We start from the raw sequence: 19,062 nt of genomic DNA, 5'->3' as shown, positions 1-19,062 counted from the left end.
CCCCATGGCTGACGAAGAGAAGCTCCGCGAATATCTGCGCCGCGCGATCGCCGACGCGCGGGACGTACGGCAGCGCCTGCAGCAGGTGCAGGACAGCCAGCACGAGCCGATCGCGATCGTCGGCATGGCCTGCCGCTACCCGGGCGGGGCGCACACCCCGGAGCAGCTGTGGCAGCTGGTCGCCGACGGGGTCGACGCGGTCGGCGAGTTCCCCGGCAACCGCGGCTGGGACCTGCGGCGCCTCTACCACCCCGACCCCGACCACGCCGGCACCTCGATCACCCGCGAGGGCGGCTTCCTGCACGACGCCGACCTGTTCGACGCCGGCTTCTTCGGCATGTCGCCGCGCGAGGCGCTCGCCACCGACCCGCAGCAGCGGCTGCTGCTGGAGACCGCGTGGGAGGCGTTCGAGGACGCCGGGATCGACCCGGCATCGCAGCGCGGCACCTCCACCGGCGTCTTCGCCGGGGCGATGTACAGCGACTACGGCGCCCGGCCGGGCCTGCCACCGGAGGAGTTCGAGGGCTACCTGTTCAGCGGCAGCGCCGGCAGCATCGCCGCCGGGCGGCTCGCCTACACGTACGGGCTGGAGGGCCCTGCCGTCGCCGTCGACACCGCCTGCTCGTCGTCGCTGGTCGCCCTGCACCTGGCCGCCTCGGCGCTGCGCCGTGGCGAGTGCGACCTGGCCCTGGCCGGCGGTGTGACGGTGATGTCCACCCCGGTCGCGTTCCTCGAGTTCTCCCGGCTGCGCGGGCTGTCCGCCGACGGGCGGTGCCGGTCCTACTCGGCGGCGGCCGACGGCACCGGCTGGGCCGAGGGCGCCGGCCTGCTGCTGGTGCAGCGGCTGTCCGACGCGATCCGCGACGGCCGCCGTGTGCTGGCGGTGGTCCGCGGCACCGCGGTCAACTCCGACGGCGCGTCCAACGGGCTGACCGCGCCGAACGGCCCCGCGCAGGAGCGGGTCATCCGCCGCGCCCTGGACGCGGCCGGGTTGGGTCCCGCCGACGTCGACGTGATCGAGGGCCACGGAACCGGGACCCGGCTCGGCGACCCGATCGAGGTGGAGGCGCTGCAGGCCACCTACGGCAGTACGGGTCGCCCGGTGTGGCTCGGCTCGCTCAAGTCCAACATCGGGCACGCGCAGGCGGCGGCCGGTGTGGGCGGTGTGATCAAGATGGTGCAGGCCATGCGGCACGGCGTCATGCCGCGCACGTTGCACGCCGAGGAGCCCACCCCGCACGTCGTCTGGGACAGCGGCCGCGTCGCGCTGCTCCGGGAGGCGCGGGACTGGCCGGCGACCGACGGGGTACGCCGCGCGGCGGTCTCGTCGTTCGGCTTCGGCGGCACCAACGCGCACGTCGTCCTGGAACACACCGTGCCGCAGCCGGCCACCGTCCCGCCGGCCCCGCCGGTGGTGCCCTGGCTGCTGTCGGCACACGACACGGACGGTCTGCGGGCACAGGCCGAGCGGCTCGCCGGGTTCGTCGACGCCCACCCCGGGACGGGGATCGCCGAGATCGGGCGTACCCTCGCGGCCCGTCCCGCCCTGCCGGTCCGCGCGGTGATCACCGTGACCGGCCGGGAGCAGGCGCGCGCCGCGCTCGCGGCGGCCGAACCGGCGACGGCGACCGGCGGCCCGGTCGCGGTGCTGTTCACCGGGCAGGGCGCCCAGCGGGCCGGGATGGGCGCCGAGCTGCGGGCCGCCTTCCCGGTGTTCCGCGACGCCTACGACGAGGCGTGCGCCGAGCTGGACCGCTGGCTGCCGCGGCCGCTGCGCCCGGTGATCGAGTCCGGCGACGGCCTGGAGCAGACCGGTTTCACCCAGCCCGCGCTGTTCGCCTTCGAGGTCGCCCTGTTCCGCCTGTTCAGCTCGTGGGGGCTGCGCCCGGACCTGGTCGCCGGCCACTCGATCGGCGAGCTGACCGCCGCCCACGTCGCCGGGGTGCTCACGCTGCCCGACGCGGCCCGGCTCGTCGCCGCCCGTGGCACCCTCATGCAGGCCCTGCCGCCGGGCGGGGTGATGGTCGCGATCCAGGCGAGCGAGGACGAGCTGCGCCCGACGCTGCCGGACGGGGTGGACGTCGCCGCGGTCAACGCCGCCGACGCGGTGGTGATCTCCGGTGACGAGCCGGCCGCCGCCCGGGTCGAGGCGTTGTGGCGTGGCCGGGGGCGGCGGACCCGCCGGCTGACCGTCTCGCACGCCTTCCACTCGGCCCGGATGGATCCGATGCTGGGCGCGTTGCAGGACCGGGCGCAGACCTTGACGTACGCCGTACCCGCGCTGGCCGCGGTCTCCACCGTCACCGGCGCCCCGGTCCGTGACGAGTGGCAGCAGCCCGCCTACTGGTCGCGCCAGGTGCGCGCCACCGTCCGGTTCGCCGACGCCGTCCAGCGGCTGCGCGAGCTGGGCGCGACCACGTTCGTCGAGATCGGCCCGGCCGCGGTGCTGTCCGCCCTGGTCGACGACGCGATCCCGGCCTGCCGCGCGGACCGCCCCGAGGTCCCGGCCGTCGTCGGCGCGCTGACCGCCCTGTGGAAGCGGGGTGTGCCGGTCGACTTCTCCGCCTACTTCCCGGGTGGCGCCGGCCCGCTGGCCGACCTGCCGCGGTACGCGTTCGCCCGCCGCCGCTACTGGCTCACTGCGCGGGCCGCCGTCCCGGACGCGTCCGCGCTGGGCCAGTCCACGACCGGGCATCCGCTGCTGACGGCCGCCGTCCGCCCGGCCGGCACCGGCGATCTGCTGCTCACCGGCCGTCTCGACATCGCCACCCATCCCTGGCTCGCCGACCACGTGCTCGACGGGCGGGTGATCGTGCCGGGCACCGCGCTGCTGGAGATGGCACGCCGGGCCGCCGACGAGACCGGCGCCACCGGCATCGCCGAGCTGACCCTGCTCACCCCGCTGGTCGTGCCGCCGGACGCCGGTGTCGACGTGCAGGTCGCGGTCCGCGGCCCGGAGCAGCGTGTCGAGATCCACGCCGGTGCCGACGGCAGCTGGTATCCGGTGGCGGCCGGACGGCTCACCGGCACGGCTGCCGAGCCGTTCGAGGATCTCCGCGCGTGGCCGCCCGCGGACGCGACCGAGCTGGACCTGACCGACGTCTACGAGCGGCTGCACGAGCTGTCCTACCGGTACGGCCCGCGCCTGCGGAACCTGCGGCGGCTGTGGCAGCGCGGCGACGACCTGTATGCCGAGGTGAGCCTCACCGACGCCGCCGGCTTCGCCCTGCACCCGGCGCTGCTCGACGCCGCCCTGCATCCGCTGCTGCCCGGGGTCGCCGGCGACGTGCCCGCCCGCATGCCGTTCAGCTTCACCGGCGTACGGTTCCGGCCCGGCACGACGACCGTCGCGCGGGTCCGGCTCACCCCGGCGGGGGCGGACACCTACGGCCTGCTCGTCGCGGACGGCGCGGGCGCCCCGCTCGCCGCCGCCGACGCCGTGGCCCTGCGCCCGTTGTCGATCTCCGGCGCCCCGGCCCCGGACGCCGACCTGCTGTCCCTGCGCTGGCAGCCGGTGACCGCCGCCGAACCGCGCCCGGACGCCCGTTGGATCACCCTCGACGACCGGACCACCCTGTCCACAGTGGCCGCCGGCCCGCCGGACGTCGTGGTCGCGCCGGTGCCCGCCGCCCCGCCCGGCACCGACGTGCCCACCGCCGTCCGCGGCGTGACCGCGCACGTGCTCACCCTGGTCCAGGACTGGCTCGCCGAGGAACGCCTCACCGGCGCCCGCCTGGTCGTGCTGACACATCACGCGGTCGCCGCCGCCCCCGGCGAGACGCCCTCCCTGGCGCACGCCGCCGTCTGGGGCCTGCTGCGTTCGGCGCAGAGCGAGCACCCGGACCGGATCACCCTCGTCGACGCCGACGGCCCGGGCACCCCCGACCTGCTGGCCGCGGCCGTCGCGACCGGCGAACCCCAGCTCGCGATCCGCGACGGCGCGCTGCTGGTGCCGCGCCTGACCACGCCGGAAAACCCGGCGGGCGGCCCGCCGCGCCTCGACGAGGGGACCATGCTGGCCACCCCGGACCACGCGGCGGGCGGCCCGCCGCGGTTCGACGAGGGCACCGTGCTGATCACCGGTGGCACCGGGACGCTCGCCCGCGCCCTGGCCCGCCACCTGGTGCATCAGCACGGCACTCGGGACCTGCTGCTGCTCAGCCGCGGCGGCGAGACCACCGCGGGCGCCGAGTTGCGCGACGAGCTCGCCGCAGCGGGCGCACAGGTCTCCTTCGCCGCCTGCGACGTGACCGACCGCGCCGCTCTGGAGGCGGTCCTCGCCGCCCACCCGGTTCGCGCCGTCGTGCACACCGCCGGCGTCACCGACGACGGCGTGCTGACCGCCCTCGACCCGGACCGCCTCGACCGGACGCTGCGCCCGAAGGTCGACGGCGCCTGGCATCTGCACGAGCTCACCGGGGACCTGTCGGCGTTCGTGCTCTACTCCTCCCTCGCCGGCCTGCTCGGCACACCCGGCCAGGCCAACTACGCGGCCGGCAACACTTTCCTCGACGCGCTCGCCGCCCACCGGCGTGCCGCCGGGCTGCCCGCCGTGTCGGTGGCGTGGGGCCTGTGGGACGCCGGCAGCACACTGACCGACCACCTGTCCGGCGCCGATCGCGTCCGGCTGACCCGGCTCGGTCTGCGCCCGCTGTCCGTCGAGGCCGGAGCGGCCCTGTTTGACCGGGCGGTGACCGGCGGCGAGGCGGTGTACGCGGCGACCCGCCTGGACCGGACCACGCCGGGCACCGGGAGCATCCCGCCGCTGCTGCGGGATCTCGCCCCGCCCCGCCGTCAGGCGGCGGCCCCCACCAGATCGGTAGCGGCGGCTCCCGCCACGCCGGGTGCGGCGGCTCCCGCAACACCGGAACGTGTCGTCGCCGACCTGGTCCGTACCACCCTCGCCGCGGTGCTCGGGCACACCGACGCGACAGCGATCCCCGCCGATCGCCCGCTGCAGGAGCTGGGTCTCGACTCGCTGACCGCCGTCGAGCTGCGCAACCGGCTCGGCGAGGCGACCGGCCTGCGCCTGCCCGCCACTCTCGCCTTCGACAATCCCACGGCCGAGCGGCTCACCGCGTACCTCACCACCCGCCTCGGCGGCGCCGACGAGCCCGCCCCGGTCGTTCCGGCGGTCGTCGAGGCCACCGACGAGCCGATCGCGATCGTGGGGATGGCGTGTCGTTTCCCGGGTGGGGTGGGGTCGCCGGAGGACCTGTGGCGGTTGGTGACCGAGGAGGTCGATGCGGTCGGGGAGTTCCCGGTGAACCGGGGCTGGGACGTGGCCGGTCTGTACGACCCGGATCCGGATCATCCCGGGACGTCGATCACCCGGCACGGCGGGTTCCTGTACGACGCCGACCGGTTCGACGCCGAGTTCTTCCGGCTGCCCCCGAAGGAGGCCCTGGCCACCGACCCGCAGCAGCGGCTCGTGCTGGAGACCACGTGGGAGCTGTTCGAGGACGCCGGCGTCGATCCGGCGACATTGCGCGGCTCGAACACCGGTGTCTTCACCGGCGCCATGTACAGCGACTACGGCTCCCGGGTCCGCGAGGTGCCGCCGGAGCTGGAGGGCTACCTCGCCGGAGGCAGTGCGAGCAGCGTCGTGTCGGGGCGGGTGGCGTACACGTTCGGTCTTGAGGGTCCGGCGGTGACGGTGGATACGGCGTGTTCGTCGTCGTTGGTGGCGTTGCACTGGGCGGTGGCGGCGTTGCGGCGGGGTGAGTGTGATCTGGCGGTGGCGGGTGGGGTGACGGTGATGTCGTCGCCGAACACGTTTGTGGAGTTCTCGCGTCAGCGTGGTTTGGCGGTGGATGGCCGGTGTCGTTCGTATGCCGATGATGCGCGGGGCACGGGCTGGTCCGAGGGTGTCGGGTTGGTGTTGGTGCAGCGGTTGTCGGAGGCGGTGGCGTCGGGTCGTCGGGTGTTGGCGGTGGTGCGGGGTTCGGCGGTGAATCAGGACGGTGCGTCGAATGGGTTGACGGCGCCGAGTGGTCCGGCGCAGGAGCGGGTGATCAGGCGGGCGCTGGCGGTGGCCGGTCTGTCTGCGGCTGATGTGGATGTGGTCGAGGGTCATGGGACGGGTACGCGTCTGGGTGATCCGATCGAGGTGCGGGCGTTGCAGGCCACGTATGGGCGGGCGGGCCGGCCGGTGTGGCTGGGGTCGTTGAAGTCGAACATCGGGCATGCCCAGGCTGCGGCGGGTGTGGGTGGTGTGATCAAGATGGTGCAGGCGATGCGGTACGGGTTGATGCCGCGGTCGTTGCATGGTGAGGTTGCGTCGTCGCAGGTGGATTGGGATGCCTCGGGTGTCCGGTTGTTGTCGCGGGCGCGGCCGTGGCCGGTGGAGGGCCGGGCGCGGCGGGCGGCGGTGTCGTCGTTCGGGATCAGTGGCACCAATGCGCACGTCATTCTGGAGCAGGGCCCGGAACCGGAGCAGACATCGAAGCGGGTTCTGCCTGTGGTGCCGTGGGTGTTGTCGGCTCGGGACGAGGCGGGGCTGCGGCGTCAGGTGCTGCGGTTGCGGGAGTACCTGAGCGGGCATCCGGACACCGACCCGGCCGACGTCGGCTACACCCTCGCCACGCGTGCGGCGCTCCCGGTCCGCGCGGTGATCACCGGCGCCGATCTCGACAGCGCGCTGCCGGTCACCGCCGGTACCGGGGGACTGGCGATCCTCTTCACCGGGCAGGGCGCGCAGCGGGCCGGGATGGGCGCCGGGCTGGGGGCCGCGTTCCCCGCCTTCCGTGCCGCGTACGACGAGATCTGCCAGATCTTCGACCGTCTGCTCCCGACATCGCTGAGTGCCGCCGTCGACAGCGGCGACGGCCTCGACGACACCGGGCTGACCCAGCCCGCCCTGTTCGCGTTCGAGGTCGCGTTGTTCCGCCTTCTGGAGACCTGGGGGGTACGCCCGGACGCGCTCGCCGGCCACTCGATCGGCGAACTGGTCGCCGCGCACGTGGCCGGGGTGCTGTCGCTGCCCGACGCGTGTGTGCTGGTGGCCGCCCGGGGCGGTCTCATGCAGGCGCTGCCGGCGGGCGGGGCGATGGCGGCGGTGCAGGCGAGCGAGGCGGAGATCGGCGACGAGGCCGACATCGCCGCGGTCAACGCCGACGACTCGGTGGTGATCTCCGGCGACGAGCGGACCGTGGCGGCGGTGATGGAGAGGTGGGCGGCGCGCGGGCGGCGTACCCGGCGGCTCACCGTGTCGCACGCCTTCCACTCGGCGCTGATGGAGCCGATGCAGCCGGAGTTCCGCAAGCAGGCCGAGATGATCGGGTACGCCGAGGCGACGATCCCGGCGGTGTCGACGGTGACCGGCGCCGCGGTGGACGGCGAGTGGAACGATCCGGACTACTGGACCCGGCAGATCCGGGCCACGGTCCGGTTCTGCGACGCCGTGCGCACGCTGCGGCAGCAGGGCATCGGCACGTTCCTCGAAGTGGGACCGGACGCGGTGCTCGCCACGCTGGTCGACGGCGCGGTGCCGACGGCCCGGCGTGGCCGCGACGAGGTGACGACACTGCTCGACGCGGCCGGCGCGGTGTGGTCGCGGGGCGTGGCCGTGGACTGGCCCGCCTACTTCGCCGGGAGCGGCGCCACCCGCATCGACCTGCCGCGCTACGCGTTCGACCACGACCGCGGCTACTGGCTGGCCGCCGGCGTCGTCCGTACCACGTCGCCGTTGCCCGAGGCCCCGCAACCGCTGCCGGGGCCGGCCCTCGCCGCCACGCTGGCCGGCCTGGACCCCGCGGACCGGGAACGGGCCGTGCGGGACCTGGTGCTGCGGCACTGCGCCGAGGCGCTCGGCCATCCCGGTGACACGGCGATCCCCGCCGACCGGCCGTTCCAGGAGACCGGGATGGACTCGATGACCGCCGTCCAGCTGCGGGACCGGCTCCGCGCCGTCACCGGCCTGGAGCTGGCCGCCACCGTGGTCTTCGAGCACCCGAGCCCGGCCGCGCTGGCCCGGCACCTGCTCACCCTGCTCCCGGCCGGAGTGCCGGAGACCGGCCTGCCGGACCTGCCGGACCTCCCGGACCTGCTCGACCGGCTCGAAGCGGCCGTCACCGGCCGGGCGCCGGACGACCCCGCTCTGGCATCGGCCGGGGCACGGTTGCGCGCCGTCCTGGATCGGCTCGGCACCGGTCCCGCCCCGGTCGCCGACCTCTCCGGCGCCAGCGCCGACGAGATCTTCCACCTGATCGACACCGAGCTCGGCCGCCGGGCCGGCTGACGCCAAGACGGGACCGGACATGTCCAACGAAGAGAAGCTGGTCGACTACCTCAAGTGGGTCACCGCCGACCTGCAGCAGGCCCGTGCCCGCATCGCCGAGCTGGAGGACCCGCAGCGCGACCCGGTCGCCGTCGTCGGGATGTCCTGCCGGTTCCCGGGCGCGCAGAACCCGGACGAGCTGTGGCGGGTGGCGGTGGAGGAACGCGACGAGATCACCCCGTTCCCGACCGACCGTGGCTGGGACCTGGACGCGCTCTACGACCCCGACCCGGCCAAGCCCGGTCACATCTACATCCGCGAGGCCGGATTCGTGGCCACCGCGGGACTGTTCGACGCCGGCTTCTTCGGCATCTCCCCGCGTGAGGCGCTGGCCATGGACCCGCAGCAGCGGCTCCTGCTGGAGTCGGCGTGGGAGGCCCTCGAGCACGCCGGCATCGACCCGGAGACCCTCACCGGCTCCCGTACGGGCGTGTTCGCCGGGCTGGTCGAGCAGAGCTACCTGGACCTCGACCCGCCGCCGGAGTTCGAGGGCTACCAGATGACCAGCAAGCTCAGCAGCATGGCGTCCGGGCGGATCTCGTACGCGCTGGGGCTGCAGGGTCCGGCCGTGTCGATCGACACCGCATGCTCGTCGGCGCTGGTGGCCGTCCACCTGGCCGCGCAGTCGCTGCGCCGCGGCGAGTCGACACTGGCCCTGGCCGGCGCCGCCTACGTCGCCGCGCACCCTGGCGGCTACCTGGACGGATCCCGGCAGAGGGGTCTCGCCCCGGACGGCCGGTGCAAGCCGTTCTCTGCCGCCGCCGACGGGATCGGCTGGTCCGAGGGCGCCGGCGTCATCGTGCTGGAACGGCTGGCCGACGCCCGCCGCAACGGTCACCGGGTGCTGGCCGTGGTCCGTGGCAGCGCGGTCAACTCCGACGGCGCGTCCAACGGGCTCACCGCGCCGAACGGGCTCGCGCAGGAACGCGTCATCCGGCAGGCGCTCGCCGACGCCGGGCTGACCACCGCCGACGTGGACGCGGTCGAGGCGCACGGCACCGGAACCCGGCTCGGCGACCCGATCGAGGCCGGTGCGCTGCTCGCCACGTACGGCACCGGCCGTCCCGAGGGCCGTCCGGTGCTGGTCGGCTCGCTCAAGTCGAACGTGGGGCACGCCCAGGCGGCCGCCGGGATCGGTGGCATCGTCAAGATGGTGCAGGCCCTCCGGCACGGGGTGCTGCCGCGCACGCTGCACCTGGACGAGCCGTCACCGTTCGTGGACTGGTCGGCCGGCGACGTCGAGCTGCTCACCACCACCCGCCCGTGGCCGGCCGTCGACCGGCCCCGCCGCGGTGCGGTCTCCGCGTTCGGCGCCAGCGGCACCAACGCCCACCTGCTGCTCGAACAGGCCCCGGCCGAGGAGCCGTCCGACGAGGAGCCGGTGGCCGCCGGGCCACTGCCGTGGGCGGTGTCGGCGAAGACCCCGGCCGCGTTGCGGGGCCAGGCCGCCCGGCTCGCGGCGCACGTACGCTCCCTCCCGGCCGGTGACCGCCCCGGCGTCCTGCGGGACCTGGCCTACTCGCTGGCCACAACCCGTACCGCGTTCCCGCACCGGGCGGTCGTGGTGGCCACCGACCGGGACGCCGTACTGGCCGGCCTGGACGCCCTCGCCACCGGCGCGACCGCCGAGCACCTGGTCACCGGCACGGCCACCGACCGGGGCCGGACCGTGTTCGTCTTCCCCGGCCAGGGCAGCCAGTGGCCGGGCATGGCGACCGCGCTGCTGGCCTCCTCCGACGTGTTCGCCGGCCGGATCGCCGAGTGCGTGAAGGCGTTCGAACCGCACCTGGACTGGTCGCTGGACGACGTGCTGCGCGGCCTTCCCGGCGCGCCGTCCCTGGACCGTGTCGAGGTGGTGCAGCCGGCCCTGTTCGCCGTTCACGTGGCCCTGGCCGCCATGTGGGAGGCGGCCGGGGTCCGGCCCGACGCCGTCACCGGGCACTCGCAGGGCGAGATCGCCGCGGCCGTCGTCGCCGGCGCGATCTCGCTCGCCGACGGCGCCCGCGTCATCGCTGTCCGCAGCCGGCTCGCCCGCCGCCTCGAAGGGCTCGGCGGGATGGCCGCGATCGGCCTGCCCCGCGCCGACGTCGAGCGGCGCCTGGCCCGCTTCGACGGCCGGCTCACCCTGGCCGTCGAGAACGGCCCCGCGTCGGTGCTGGTCGCCGGTGAGCGGGCGGACCTCGACGAGCTCGTCGCCGAGTGTGCCGCGGCCGGCGCCCGGACCAAACGGTTCCCGGCCGACTTCCCGTCCCACTCGCCGCAGGTCGCCGTCGTGGAGCGGGAGATGCTCGACGCCCTCCGCGAGGTCCGGCCTCGCGCGGCGGCCGTGCCGCTGTACTCGACGGTCACCGGCGGACGCCTGGACACCACCGGGATGGACGCCTCGTACTGGTACGCCAACATGCGCCGGCCGGTCGAGTTCGCTGCCACCGTGCGCGCCCTCGCCGACGCCGGGCACGATACGTTCATCGAGGTCAGCGCACACCCGGTGCTGCTCGCCTCGCTCCGCGACAACCTCGGCGCCGAAGGGCTCGCCGGAGGCACGCTACGGCGCGACACCGATGCCGTACAGACCTTTCAGCTCGCCGTGGCCCACGTCGCCACCCACGGCGTGGCCACCGATCGTGAGCACCCGTTCGCCGGGCTCAACCCGCGGGTGACGCCACTGCCGACGTACGCGTTCGAGCACACCCGCTACTGGCACCTCGGTTCCGGCCGCTCGGGCGACGCCGGTGGGCTGGGCCTGCGCGACACCGCCCACCCGCTGCTCGGCGCGGCCGTGTCGCTGGCCGGCGGCGACGAGACGGTGTTCACCACCCGGTTGCCGATCCCCGGCACCCCGGCTGTCACCGGGGCGACAGTGCTGGAGATGGTGTCCCGCGCCGGTGACGAGACCGGCTGCACGACCGTCCGCGAGCTGCGCACCGTCATCCCGCTGACCCTGCCGGCCCGCGGCGGCCTGCAGGTCCAGGTGCGGGTCGGCGCGCCCGGCGACCGCGGCCTGCGCCCGGTCACCGTCCACGCCCGGCCCGCCCACAGCGACGGCCCGTGGACCCGGCACGCCGACGGCACGCTCGGCGTCGCCATCGCCGCGGCGCCGGAGCCGATCACGAACTGGCCGTCCGAGTCCGGCCCGGCCGGCGGCTCGCCACACCGGTACACCGAGGTCACCCTCCCGGAGAGCCAGGCCGGGGACGCCGGCCGGTACGTGCTGCACCCGGCCCTGCTCGACAGGCTGCTGGCGACGGCCCCGGGTGACGGGCCGGTCCGGGCCTGGCGGGACTGGCAGGTCCACGCCACCGGCGCCACCACCGTCCGCGCCCGGATCACCCCGGCCGGCGACGGGTTCAGCGCGGTCCTCGCCGACCGTGCCGGCCGGATCGTCGCCACCCTCGGCGCCGTCGAACGCGGGCCGGACGACCCGGTCCGCGAGCCCGCGCCGGACGCGATGCTCGCGGTGCGGTGGGTGCCCGCCGAGGTGACCGGACCCCACCCGGACCACGACTGGGCCGTGTTGGTGGCCGCAGACCCGGACCACCCGGATCGGCTGCGTGCCGCCCTGGACCGGGCCGCCGCGGCCACCGCCGTCCGGTACGACTGCGGCGGCGCGCACACCGACTCGGCCTCTGCCGGGCGGGCGCACGTGCACACCCGCCGGGTCCTCACCCTGGTCCGGGCGTGGCTGGCCGACGACCGGCTCACCGGTATTCCCCTGGTGATCACCACCGGTGGCGCGGTCCCGGCCGGCGGCCCGGTGACCGATCCCGCAGCGGCCGCGGTGTGGGGGCAGATCCGTGCGGCGCAGTCGGAGAACCCGGGGCGGTTCCTCCTGGCCGACATCGACGGTGACGGCGACCCGTACCCGATGCTGTCGAGGCTCGTCGCGAGCGGTGTCGCGCAGGCGGCCGTCCGCTCCGGCGTCCTCCTCATCCCGCGTCTGCGGCGGATCGGCGCCACCCCGTCCGTGCCACCGTGGGCCCCCGGCGGCACGGTGCTGGTCACCGGCGGCACCGGCGCGCTGGGCGCCCTGTTCGCCAAGCACCTGGTAGCCGCGCACGGCGTCGCCGACCTGGTGCTCACCAGCCGCCGCGGGCCGGCCGCGCCCGGCGCCGACCGGCTGGCCGCCGAGCTGGCCGGACTCGGCGCCCGGGTGCGGATCGTGGCCTGCGACACCGGCGACCGCGACGCCCTGCGCCGGGTGCTCGACGACATACCGGCACAGCACCCGCTGACCGGGATCGTCCACGCCGCCGGTGTCATCGACGACGGGCTGATCACCTCCGCCACCGCCGACCGGCTGGACGCCGTGCTCCGTCCCAAGGCCGACGGCGCGTGGCACCTGCACGAGCTGACCCGCGACCTGCCGCTCGCCGGGTTCGTGTTGTTCTCCTCGCTGGCCGGCGTGATCGGTGGCGCGGGCCAGTCCAGCTACGCCGCCGCGAACACGTTCCTGGACGCGCTCGCCACCCACCGCCGGGGGCTCGGCCTGCCGGCCACCTCGATCGCCTGGGGCGTCTGGGCGATCAGCGGCGCGGGCGGCGAGCTCAGCGCCGCCGACATCGATCGGATCGCCCGCGCCGGCTACCCACCGATCGCGACTGGCGCCGGGACGGCCCTGTTCGACGCGGCGCTCGCTTGCGGCGAGCCCGGCGTCGTGGTCGCGCCCCTGGACCCGGAGGCCCTGCGCGCCCGGCCCGACCAGGTGCCGCCGATGCTCGACACGGTGCTGCGGCTGATCCGGCGCGAGGCCGCCGGCAACGACGCCGCCCGGGCCGGGCTGATCGAGGAGCTCGCCGCGCTGCCCGCCGGGGAACGCCGCGACCGGCTGGTCGACCTGGTCCGGGCGGAGGCGGCCGCCGTCCTCGGCCATGCCGACCCCGGTGGGATACCCGTCGACCAGCGGCTGTCCGACCTCGGCTTCGACTCGCTGACCGGCGTCGAGTTCCGCAACCGGCTCGGCATGCTCGCCGGGCTGCGGCTGCCGCCCACGTTCGTCTTCGACCATCCGACACTGCTCGACGCGGCCGGCCACCTCGCCGGGCGGCTCGGCGGTGACGAGCACGGGCGGCCCGGCGGCGACGGGTACGACCGGCCCGCCGGACCCGACTTCGCCGCCGACCTCACCCTCGACGACGACATCCGGCCCGCCGACGAGGTGCACCGGTTCGCCGCCGATCCGCGGGAGGTGCTGCTCACCGGCGCGACCGGGTTCCTCGGCGCCTACCTGCTGCGCGACCTGATGCGTCAGACCCGGGCCCGGGTGCACTGCCTGATCCGCGGCGCGGGGCCGGACGAGGCGCGGCAGCGGCTGCTGGACAACCTCGACTGGTACGGCCTGACCGGCCAGATCGACCCGGACCGGCTGATCGTCGTCCCCGGGGACCTGGCCGCGCCACGGCTCGGCCTGACCGGCGACGACTACGACACCCTGGCCCGCACCGTCGACGCCGTCTACCACGCGGGCGCGGCCGTCAACTGGGTGCAGCCGTACGCGACGGTGCGTGCCGCGAACGTCGGCGGCACCGCCGAGATCCTGCGGCTGGCCGCCCGCTTCCGGACCGTGCCGGTGCACTACGTGTCCACCCTCGGCGTCTACGTCGGCCGCGACACCGCGGGCGCCGGGCTGCGCGTCGGCGACCCGGCCGGGCCCGGCGAGCGGCTGCCCACCGGATACACGCAGAGCAAATGGGTCGCCGAGCAGATCATCGACATCGCCCGCGGACGGGGGCTGCCGGTCTCGGTCTACCGGATCGACCTGATCGCCGGCGACAGCGGGTCCGGCGCCTGCCAGAGCCGCGACTACGTGTGGCTGACGCTCAAGGGCATGGTGCAGAGCAGCGCCGTCCCGGAGCCCGTGCCGGTCCGGTTCCGGCTGATGCCGGTGGACTACACGAGCGCCGCCATCCTGCACATCTCCCGCCGGGAGCAGACCGCCGGCGGCACCTTCCACGTCGCCGGGCACGGTGACATCGCCCTCGAGGAGATGATCGACGAGCTTCGGCGTACGGGCTACCCGCTGGCCGAACTGCCCACCGGCGACTGGCGGGCCGCCATCACCGGCGACCCGGCCAACGCGCTGCTGCCGCTGCTCGACGCCTTCGACGTGATGGCGGCCGCCCCGGACCGTTTCTACCCGCCGGTCGACGACCGGGAGACGGTCGCCGCACTGGCCGGCAGCGGCATCTCGTGCCCACCGGTGACCCGCGAGTTCTTCCGGCGGCACGTCGAGTTCTTCATCGACCGGGGATGGTTCCCGGCGCCGGCCGACGGGGGAGCGGCATGACGAACGAGCGATGGATACGACGGTTCACTCCTACCTTGCCGGATGCCCCGGTGCTGATCTGCCTGCCACACGCCGGCGGCTCGGCGTCCAGCTTCTTCGCTCTGGCCCGGGCTCTGGCGCCGGGCGTCGAGGTGCTGGCGGTGCAGTACCCGGGCCGCCAGGACCGGCTGGCCGAACCGCTCGTCGACGACCTCGGAACCCTGGCGAGCCACATCGACCAGGCGTTGCCGTGGTCGCACCGGCCGGTGGCGCTGCTCGGCCACAGCATGGGCGCCACCGTCGGCCTCGCGCTGGCGGCCCGGCTGGAACGCGCCGGCCGGCCGCCGCTGGGCCTGATCGCCTCCGCGGCCCGGCCACCGTCCCGTACCGCCGGCGCCGGTGTGCACCGGCTCGGGGATGCGGCCCTGCTGGCGGAGGTGGAGATCCTCAACGGCGCGCCCACCACCGATCCGGTGCAGGCCGAGCTGGTCCGGTCCGCCCTACCGGTGATCCGCAACGACTACCGTGCCCTGGAGACCTGGCCGGCGTCCGGCGTGATCCTGCGTTCCCCGATCGCGGCGCTCGCCGGGGAGCACGACCCCCGGGTCACTCCGGACGACGCGTGGGCCTGGTCGCGGTACACGTCCGGCCCGTTCGTGTGCCAGGCGATGCCGGGCGGCCACTTCTATCCGGCCACCCATCTGCCGTCCCTGGCCGCGGTGGTGACGGAACTGCTGGCGGACTGGTCACAGTTCGCCGGCGCCCGGATCAGCCGTTGACGGAGGTGGCTCGGCGACGACGCCGGACCGGAACGGCTCGTCCGTGCGGCACGGGCCGGCGGACTGCGCGCACATGATCACTCGCCGCGGAGTCGGCCCCGACGGGACACATCGAAGGCCTACGATGCGGTGATCGCCGGTGTTCCGGCGGGCCATCTCAACGGGGGAGATCATGGTCATCACATCGACATTCGCGCGTACCTTATCGGCGTTTCTGCCCGGCCTGGCGGTGGCGGTCCTCGCGGCGCCCGCGGCGGCCGCCCCCGCCCGGGCGGACCTGGAGTTCGAGTGGCGTCCCGAGTCCACCGAGGTGTCCTACCTGGGCGGCATGGGCGCACGGGCGTATGTGCAGGCGGTCGCCACCAATGTCGGCACGCGAGCCGCGGCCCGGGTGACGTTCCACTTCACCCCGCCGGCGGGCAGCACGATGGATCCGGCGGAGAACGAGCAGTTCGGCTGGACCTGCGACACCTCGGCCGCCGCGTGGGCCTGCACCAACGGGCGTACTGTCGGGCCCGGCGAGTTCGAGGCCCTGAATCTGACGGTCCTGCTTCCGGCCGGGACGGTGGGGGACACGGTCACGATGCGCGGGTCGGCGTCCACCGCCACGCCCGAGCGCACGCTGAGGAACAACAGCGGTGCGACCACCTTCCGGTATGTCGTGCCGCGTCCCGCCGACATCACGGTCAACAGTGTCTCCGTCGTCCCCGCGCAGCGGGTCAAGGCGAACGAGCGGTTCGAGGTCCGGATCGAGCTGGACAACATCGGCGGGAGCCCGGCTCACGACGTGACGGTGCGGGTCCCGCTGCCGCCCGCCGTGCGGGCGGTGTCGCTCGACCCCGGATATCCCGGGTGGAGTTGCGCGCTCACCGGGACGGACGCCGAGCCGGCGATCGTGTGCGCCCGCGACAGCGCGTACGACGTGTCCCAGCTGTACAACCTGCTGAGTCTCACGCTCGTCGCCGGGCCGGGCGCACCGGACGGGCCGCTGACCTTCACCGCCACCGCCGACACGTCCAGCCCGGAGGAGAGCACCGGCAACAACGCCGCCGACGGCGGCACGATCTACTACGCCGAGGGTACGATGAGCGGCCGCGCCTGGCTGGACAACGACCGCGACGGCCGGCGGGACGCGGACGAGCCCACCGCGTACGGCCGGATCGGCAAGATCGAGTTCGTGCTGGAGGGCACCGAGCCGGACTGGGACGTGCCCCGCGGCCACCTTGACGAGAGCGGCGCCTACTCCGTACGGCTGAAGCCGGGCCGCTACGTGGCGAACGCGTACCCGATGGGCGGCGCGCCGTACGAGTTCACCGTGCCGGACGTCGGCGACGACACCACCGACTCGGACATCATCGGCAGCACCGGTGACTACTACAACCGGGGCTGGAGCGCCGTGGTGGAGGTGACCGACGCCGGCGAGGCCGTCGTCGACATCGGCTTGGCCCCGATCGCCTGAATCCCCTTTCGGTGGTCAGGCTCGGCGGGCGGCGAGGGCGCGTCTGCCGATGAGCAGGGCGACCACCGTGTACGCCGCGAGGGCGAGCGCCGCGAAGGTGGCGGCCTCGTCCTCGCCGAGCGTCCCGGCCATCGTGGACAGCGTCGCCGACCAGGAGGTCAGGAGCAGGGCGAGCATGGCCAGGAGCAGACCGCCGATCTGCGCGACGACCAGCGTCACCGGCCAGGCCAGGACGGACACCACGACGGTACGCAACGTGCGCCCGCCGGCCAGCCCGACGACGCCGGCCAGCGTGGTGACGAACACCGCCTGCATCACCATGAACGGAATGCTGTTCTTGTGCGCCTCCCGCAGCAGCGCGTAGCCGGGATCGTCCAGGACCAGCGTGAACCGTGCGGCCGCCAGGCGGAAGCTGACGGCCACCGCGGCCGTGCCGAGCGCGCCGGCGGCCTGGGCCCAGAGCAGTTTCGTGGTCAGCCAGCGCCGCCGGGGCACCGACTGGGTGAGCACGAAGGTGTCGGTGCCCTCCTCCCTCTCCCGGGCGAACAGCGGCACACCGAGGATCAGCCCGATCAGCAGCGGGGTGAACGCGGCGACCAGGGCGATGACCTGCGCCAGATCGTTCGCCACCCCGGCCGGCAGGCAGCTGACGGCCGTCTCGCACAGGCCGGTACGGTCGGGCGCGTACTCCTCGACGGTGATGCCGTGCACGTCCAGCTGCCGGTCGATGACGCGGGCGCCGATCAGGACGAGCGCCGTCGACGCCACGCTCAGCCCGGCGGCGACGATCAGATACGGGCGCAGCAGGCGCAGGGCGAGCCAGTTCATGCGGCGGGAACCTTTCGTCGGGGCGCCGGGCCGGCCGCGCGCAGGTAGCCGAGCAGCAGCTCCTCCAACGAGGGCCGGTGCCAGGCCAGGTTGCCGGCCGGGGTGGGGCCGGTGGTCCGGATCAGGGCGGTGGCGTCGCGGCCCGCGGTACGGACCTCGATGATCTCCATGCCGTCGAGCGCGCCGAGCCCGCTGCCGGCCCCCACCGCGACCAGGTGATCAGCGAGCACCGCCTCGACCTCGCCGGCGAGGCGGACCCGGCCCTCCGCGAGCACCGTCACGTGGTCGCACACGCCGTCGACGTCGGCCACCACCTGCGACGACAGCACCACCGTCGTGCCGCGCTCGGCGACATCGGCCATCAGCGCCCCGGCGACCTCGGTGCGGGCGACCGGGTCGAGCGGGGCCAGCGGCTCGTCCAGCAACAGCAGATCGGGCCGCTTGGCCAGCGCCATCACCAGCGCCAGCCGGGTGCGGAGCCCCGGGGCCAGGGCGCCCACCCGGGCGGCGCCGGGCAGCGCCGCGTCGTCCGCGAGCTTCCGTGCGTACGCCGTGTCCCAGCGGGGATTGAGCCGGCCGCCCAGGGTCAGCGTCTGCGCCACCGTCAGCATCGGGTACAACGGGGCCTGCTGTGCCACGTACCCGATCCTGGGCAGCGGACCGTCACCGGCCGCCTCGCCGAACACCCGCACCTCGCCGGCCTCCGGCCGGAGCAGTCCGCTCGCGGCACGCAGCAGTGTGCTCTTGCCCGCGCCGTTCCGGCCGATCAGCGCGGTGACCGCACCGATCGGCACCGTGAACGAGCAGCCGTCCAGCGCGGTGAGCCGGCCGAAGCGGTGGGTGACCCCGGCGAAGTCCAGTGCCGGGACCGTACGGTCAGTCGGCACGGCGTGCCTCCTCCCTGGTCGGTGCCGTTCCCGCCGTCACGTCGGCGACGAGGGCCTGCATGTCCGCGAGATCCAGGCCCGCTTCCCGGGCGCGGGCGACCCAGTCCGCCAGTTCGCGCCGCAACGCCTCGTCGTCCGCCGGTGGCGCCAGGCCGCGACGGACGAACGTGCCGGCCCCCTGCCGCGCCTCCACCAGCCCGGCCGTCTCCAGCTCGCGATACGCCTTGAGCACCGTGTTGGGATTGATTCCGGTGCTCTCGGAGACCTCGCGAGCCGTCGGCAGCTGATCGCCGGAGGTCAGCCGGCCCATCCGGATCGCCTGGCGGACCTGCTGGACCAGCTGGACATGCACGGAGACCCCGGTCCGCCGATCGATCCGGAAGATCAAGAAATCAGCCAATCCACTAGTTGACTAGTGGACTCAGCCTGGAGGACGTCACCGCGCCGTGTCAACCATCGCGACCCGGTGTCCGCGTCGGATCACCGCGGACCCCGGCGCGTCGCCGGAGAAACGCCGGTTGTGCAACGCCGGGTTGGCTGTTGGCAACGCGGCGTTGCGGGTACGGTAG

Annotated in this window: 5 protein-coding genes and 2 pseudogenes; 4 read left to right on the top strand and 3 right to left on the bottom strand. The window is 74.8% G+C overall.

Features of this window, described 5'->3' with window-relative positions; genetic code table 11:
- Window positions 1-4 precede the first annotated feature (4 nt).
- The 4 genes and pseudogenes from BM290_RS12890 to BM290_RS12875 all read left to right on the top strand — a co-directional run.
- Window positions 5-7,981: pseudogene (locus BM290_RS12890) on the top strand (SDR family NAD(P)-dependent oxidoreductase); the annotation flags it as partial.
- Window positions 7,982-8,258: 277 nt separating this feature from the next.
- Window positions 8,259-14,561, top strand: a pseudogene (locus tag BM290_RS12885) (thioester reductase domain-containing protein); the annotation flags it as partial.
- A 35-nt stretch (window positions 14,562-14,596) separates the two neighbouring features.
- Window positions 14,597-15,319, top strand: a complete 723-nt coding sequence (locus BM290_RS12880) for a thioesterase II family protein (protein ID WP_203779256.1) — start codon at window positions 14,597-14,599, stop codon at window positions 15,317-15,319.
- 172 nt (window positions 15,320-15,491) lie between these two features.
- Window positions 15,492-16,778 (top strand): hypothetical protein, encoded by a 1,287-nt coding sequence (locus BM290_RS12875; RefSeq protein WP_143133729.1) that lies wholly within the window; start codon window positions 15,492-15,494, stop codon window positions 16,776-16,778.
- Window positions 16,779-16,793: 15 nt separating this feature from the next.
- On the opposite strand, the gene BM290_RS12870 is transcribed toward BM290_RS12875, so the two are convergent.
- The 3 genes from BM290_RS12870 to BM290_RS12860 are packed head-to-tail and all read right to left on the bottom strand — an operon-like array spanning window position 16,794 to window position 18,893.
- Window positions 16,794-17,606: a hypothetical protein gene (locus tag BM290_RS12870; RefSeq protein ID WP_093613418.1), complete on the bottom strand. Its 813-nt coding sequence runs from the start codon at window positions 17,604-17,606 to the stop codon at window positions 16,794-16,796.
- Entirely contained in the window at window positions 17,603-18,493 is an 891-nt protein-coding gene (locus tag BM290_RS12865) for an ATP-binding cassette domain-containing protein (RefSeq protein WP_093613416.1), read from the bottom strand. Before BM290_RS12865 ends, BM290_RS12870 begins: the two co-directional genes overlap by 4 nt.
- A complete protein-coding gene (locus BM290_RS12860) occupies window positions 18,483-18,893 on the bottom strand; it encodes a GntR family transcriptional regulator (RefSeq protein ID WP_093613414.1) in 411 nt (136 codons plus the stop codon). The genes BM290_RS12865 and BM290_RS12860 overlap by 11 nt, the downstream gene beginning before the upstream one ends.
- Window positions 18,894-19,062 lie beyond the last annotated feature (169 nt).

The sequence above is a fragment of the Actinoplanes philippinensis genome, assembly GCF_900113015.1.
Taxonomy (GTDB): domain Bacteria; phylum Actinomycetota; class Actinomycetes; order Mycobacteriales; family Micromonosporaceae; genus Actinoplanes; species Actinoplanes philippinensis.
The sequence above is the reverse complement of the archived record's forward strand: the minus strand, read 5'-3'. Positions and strand labels throughout refer to the sequence as shown.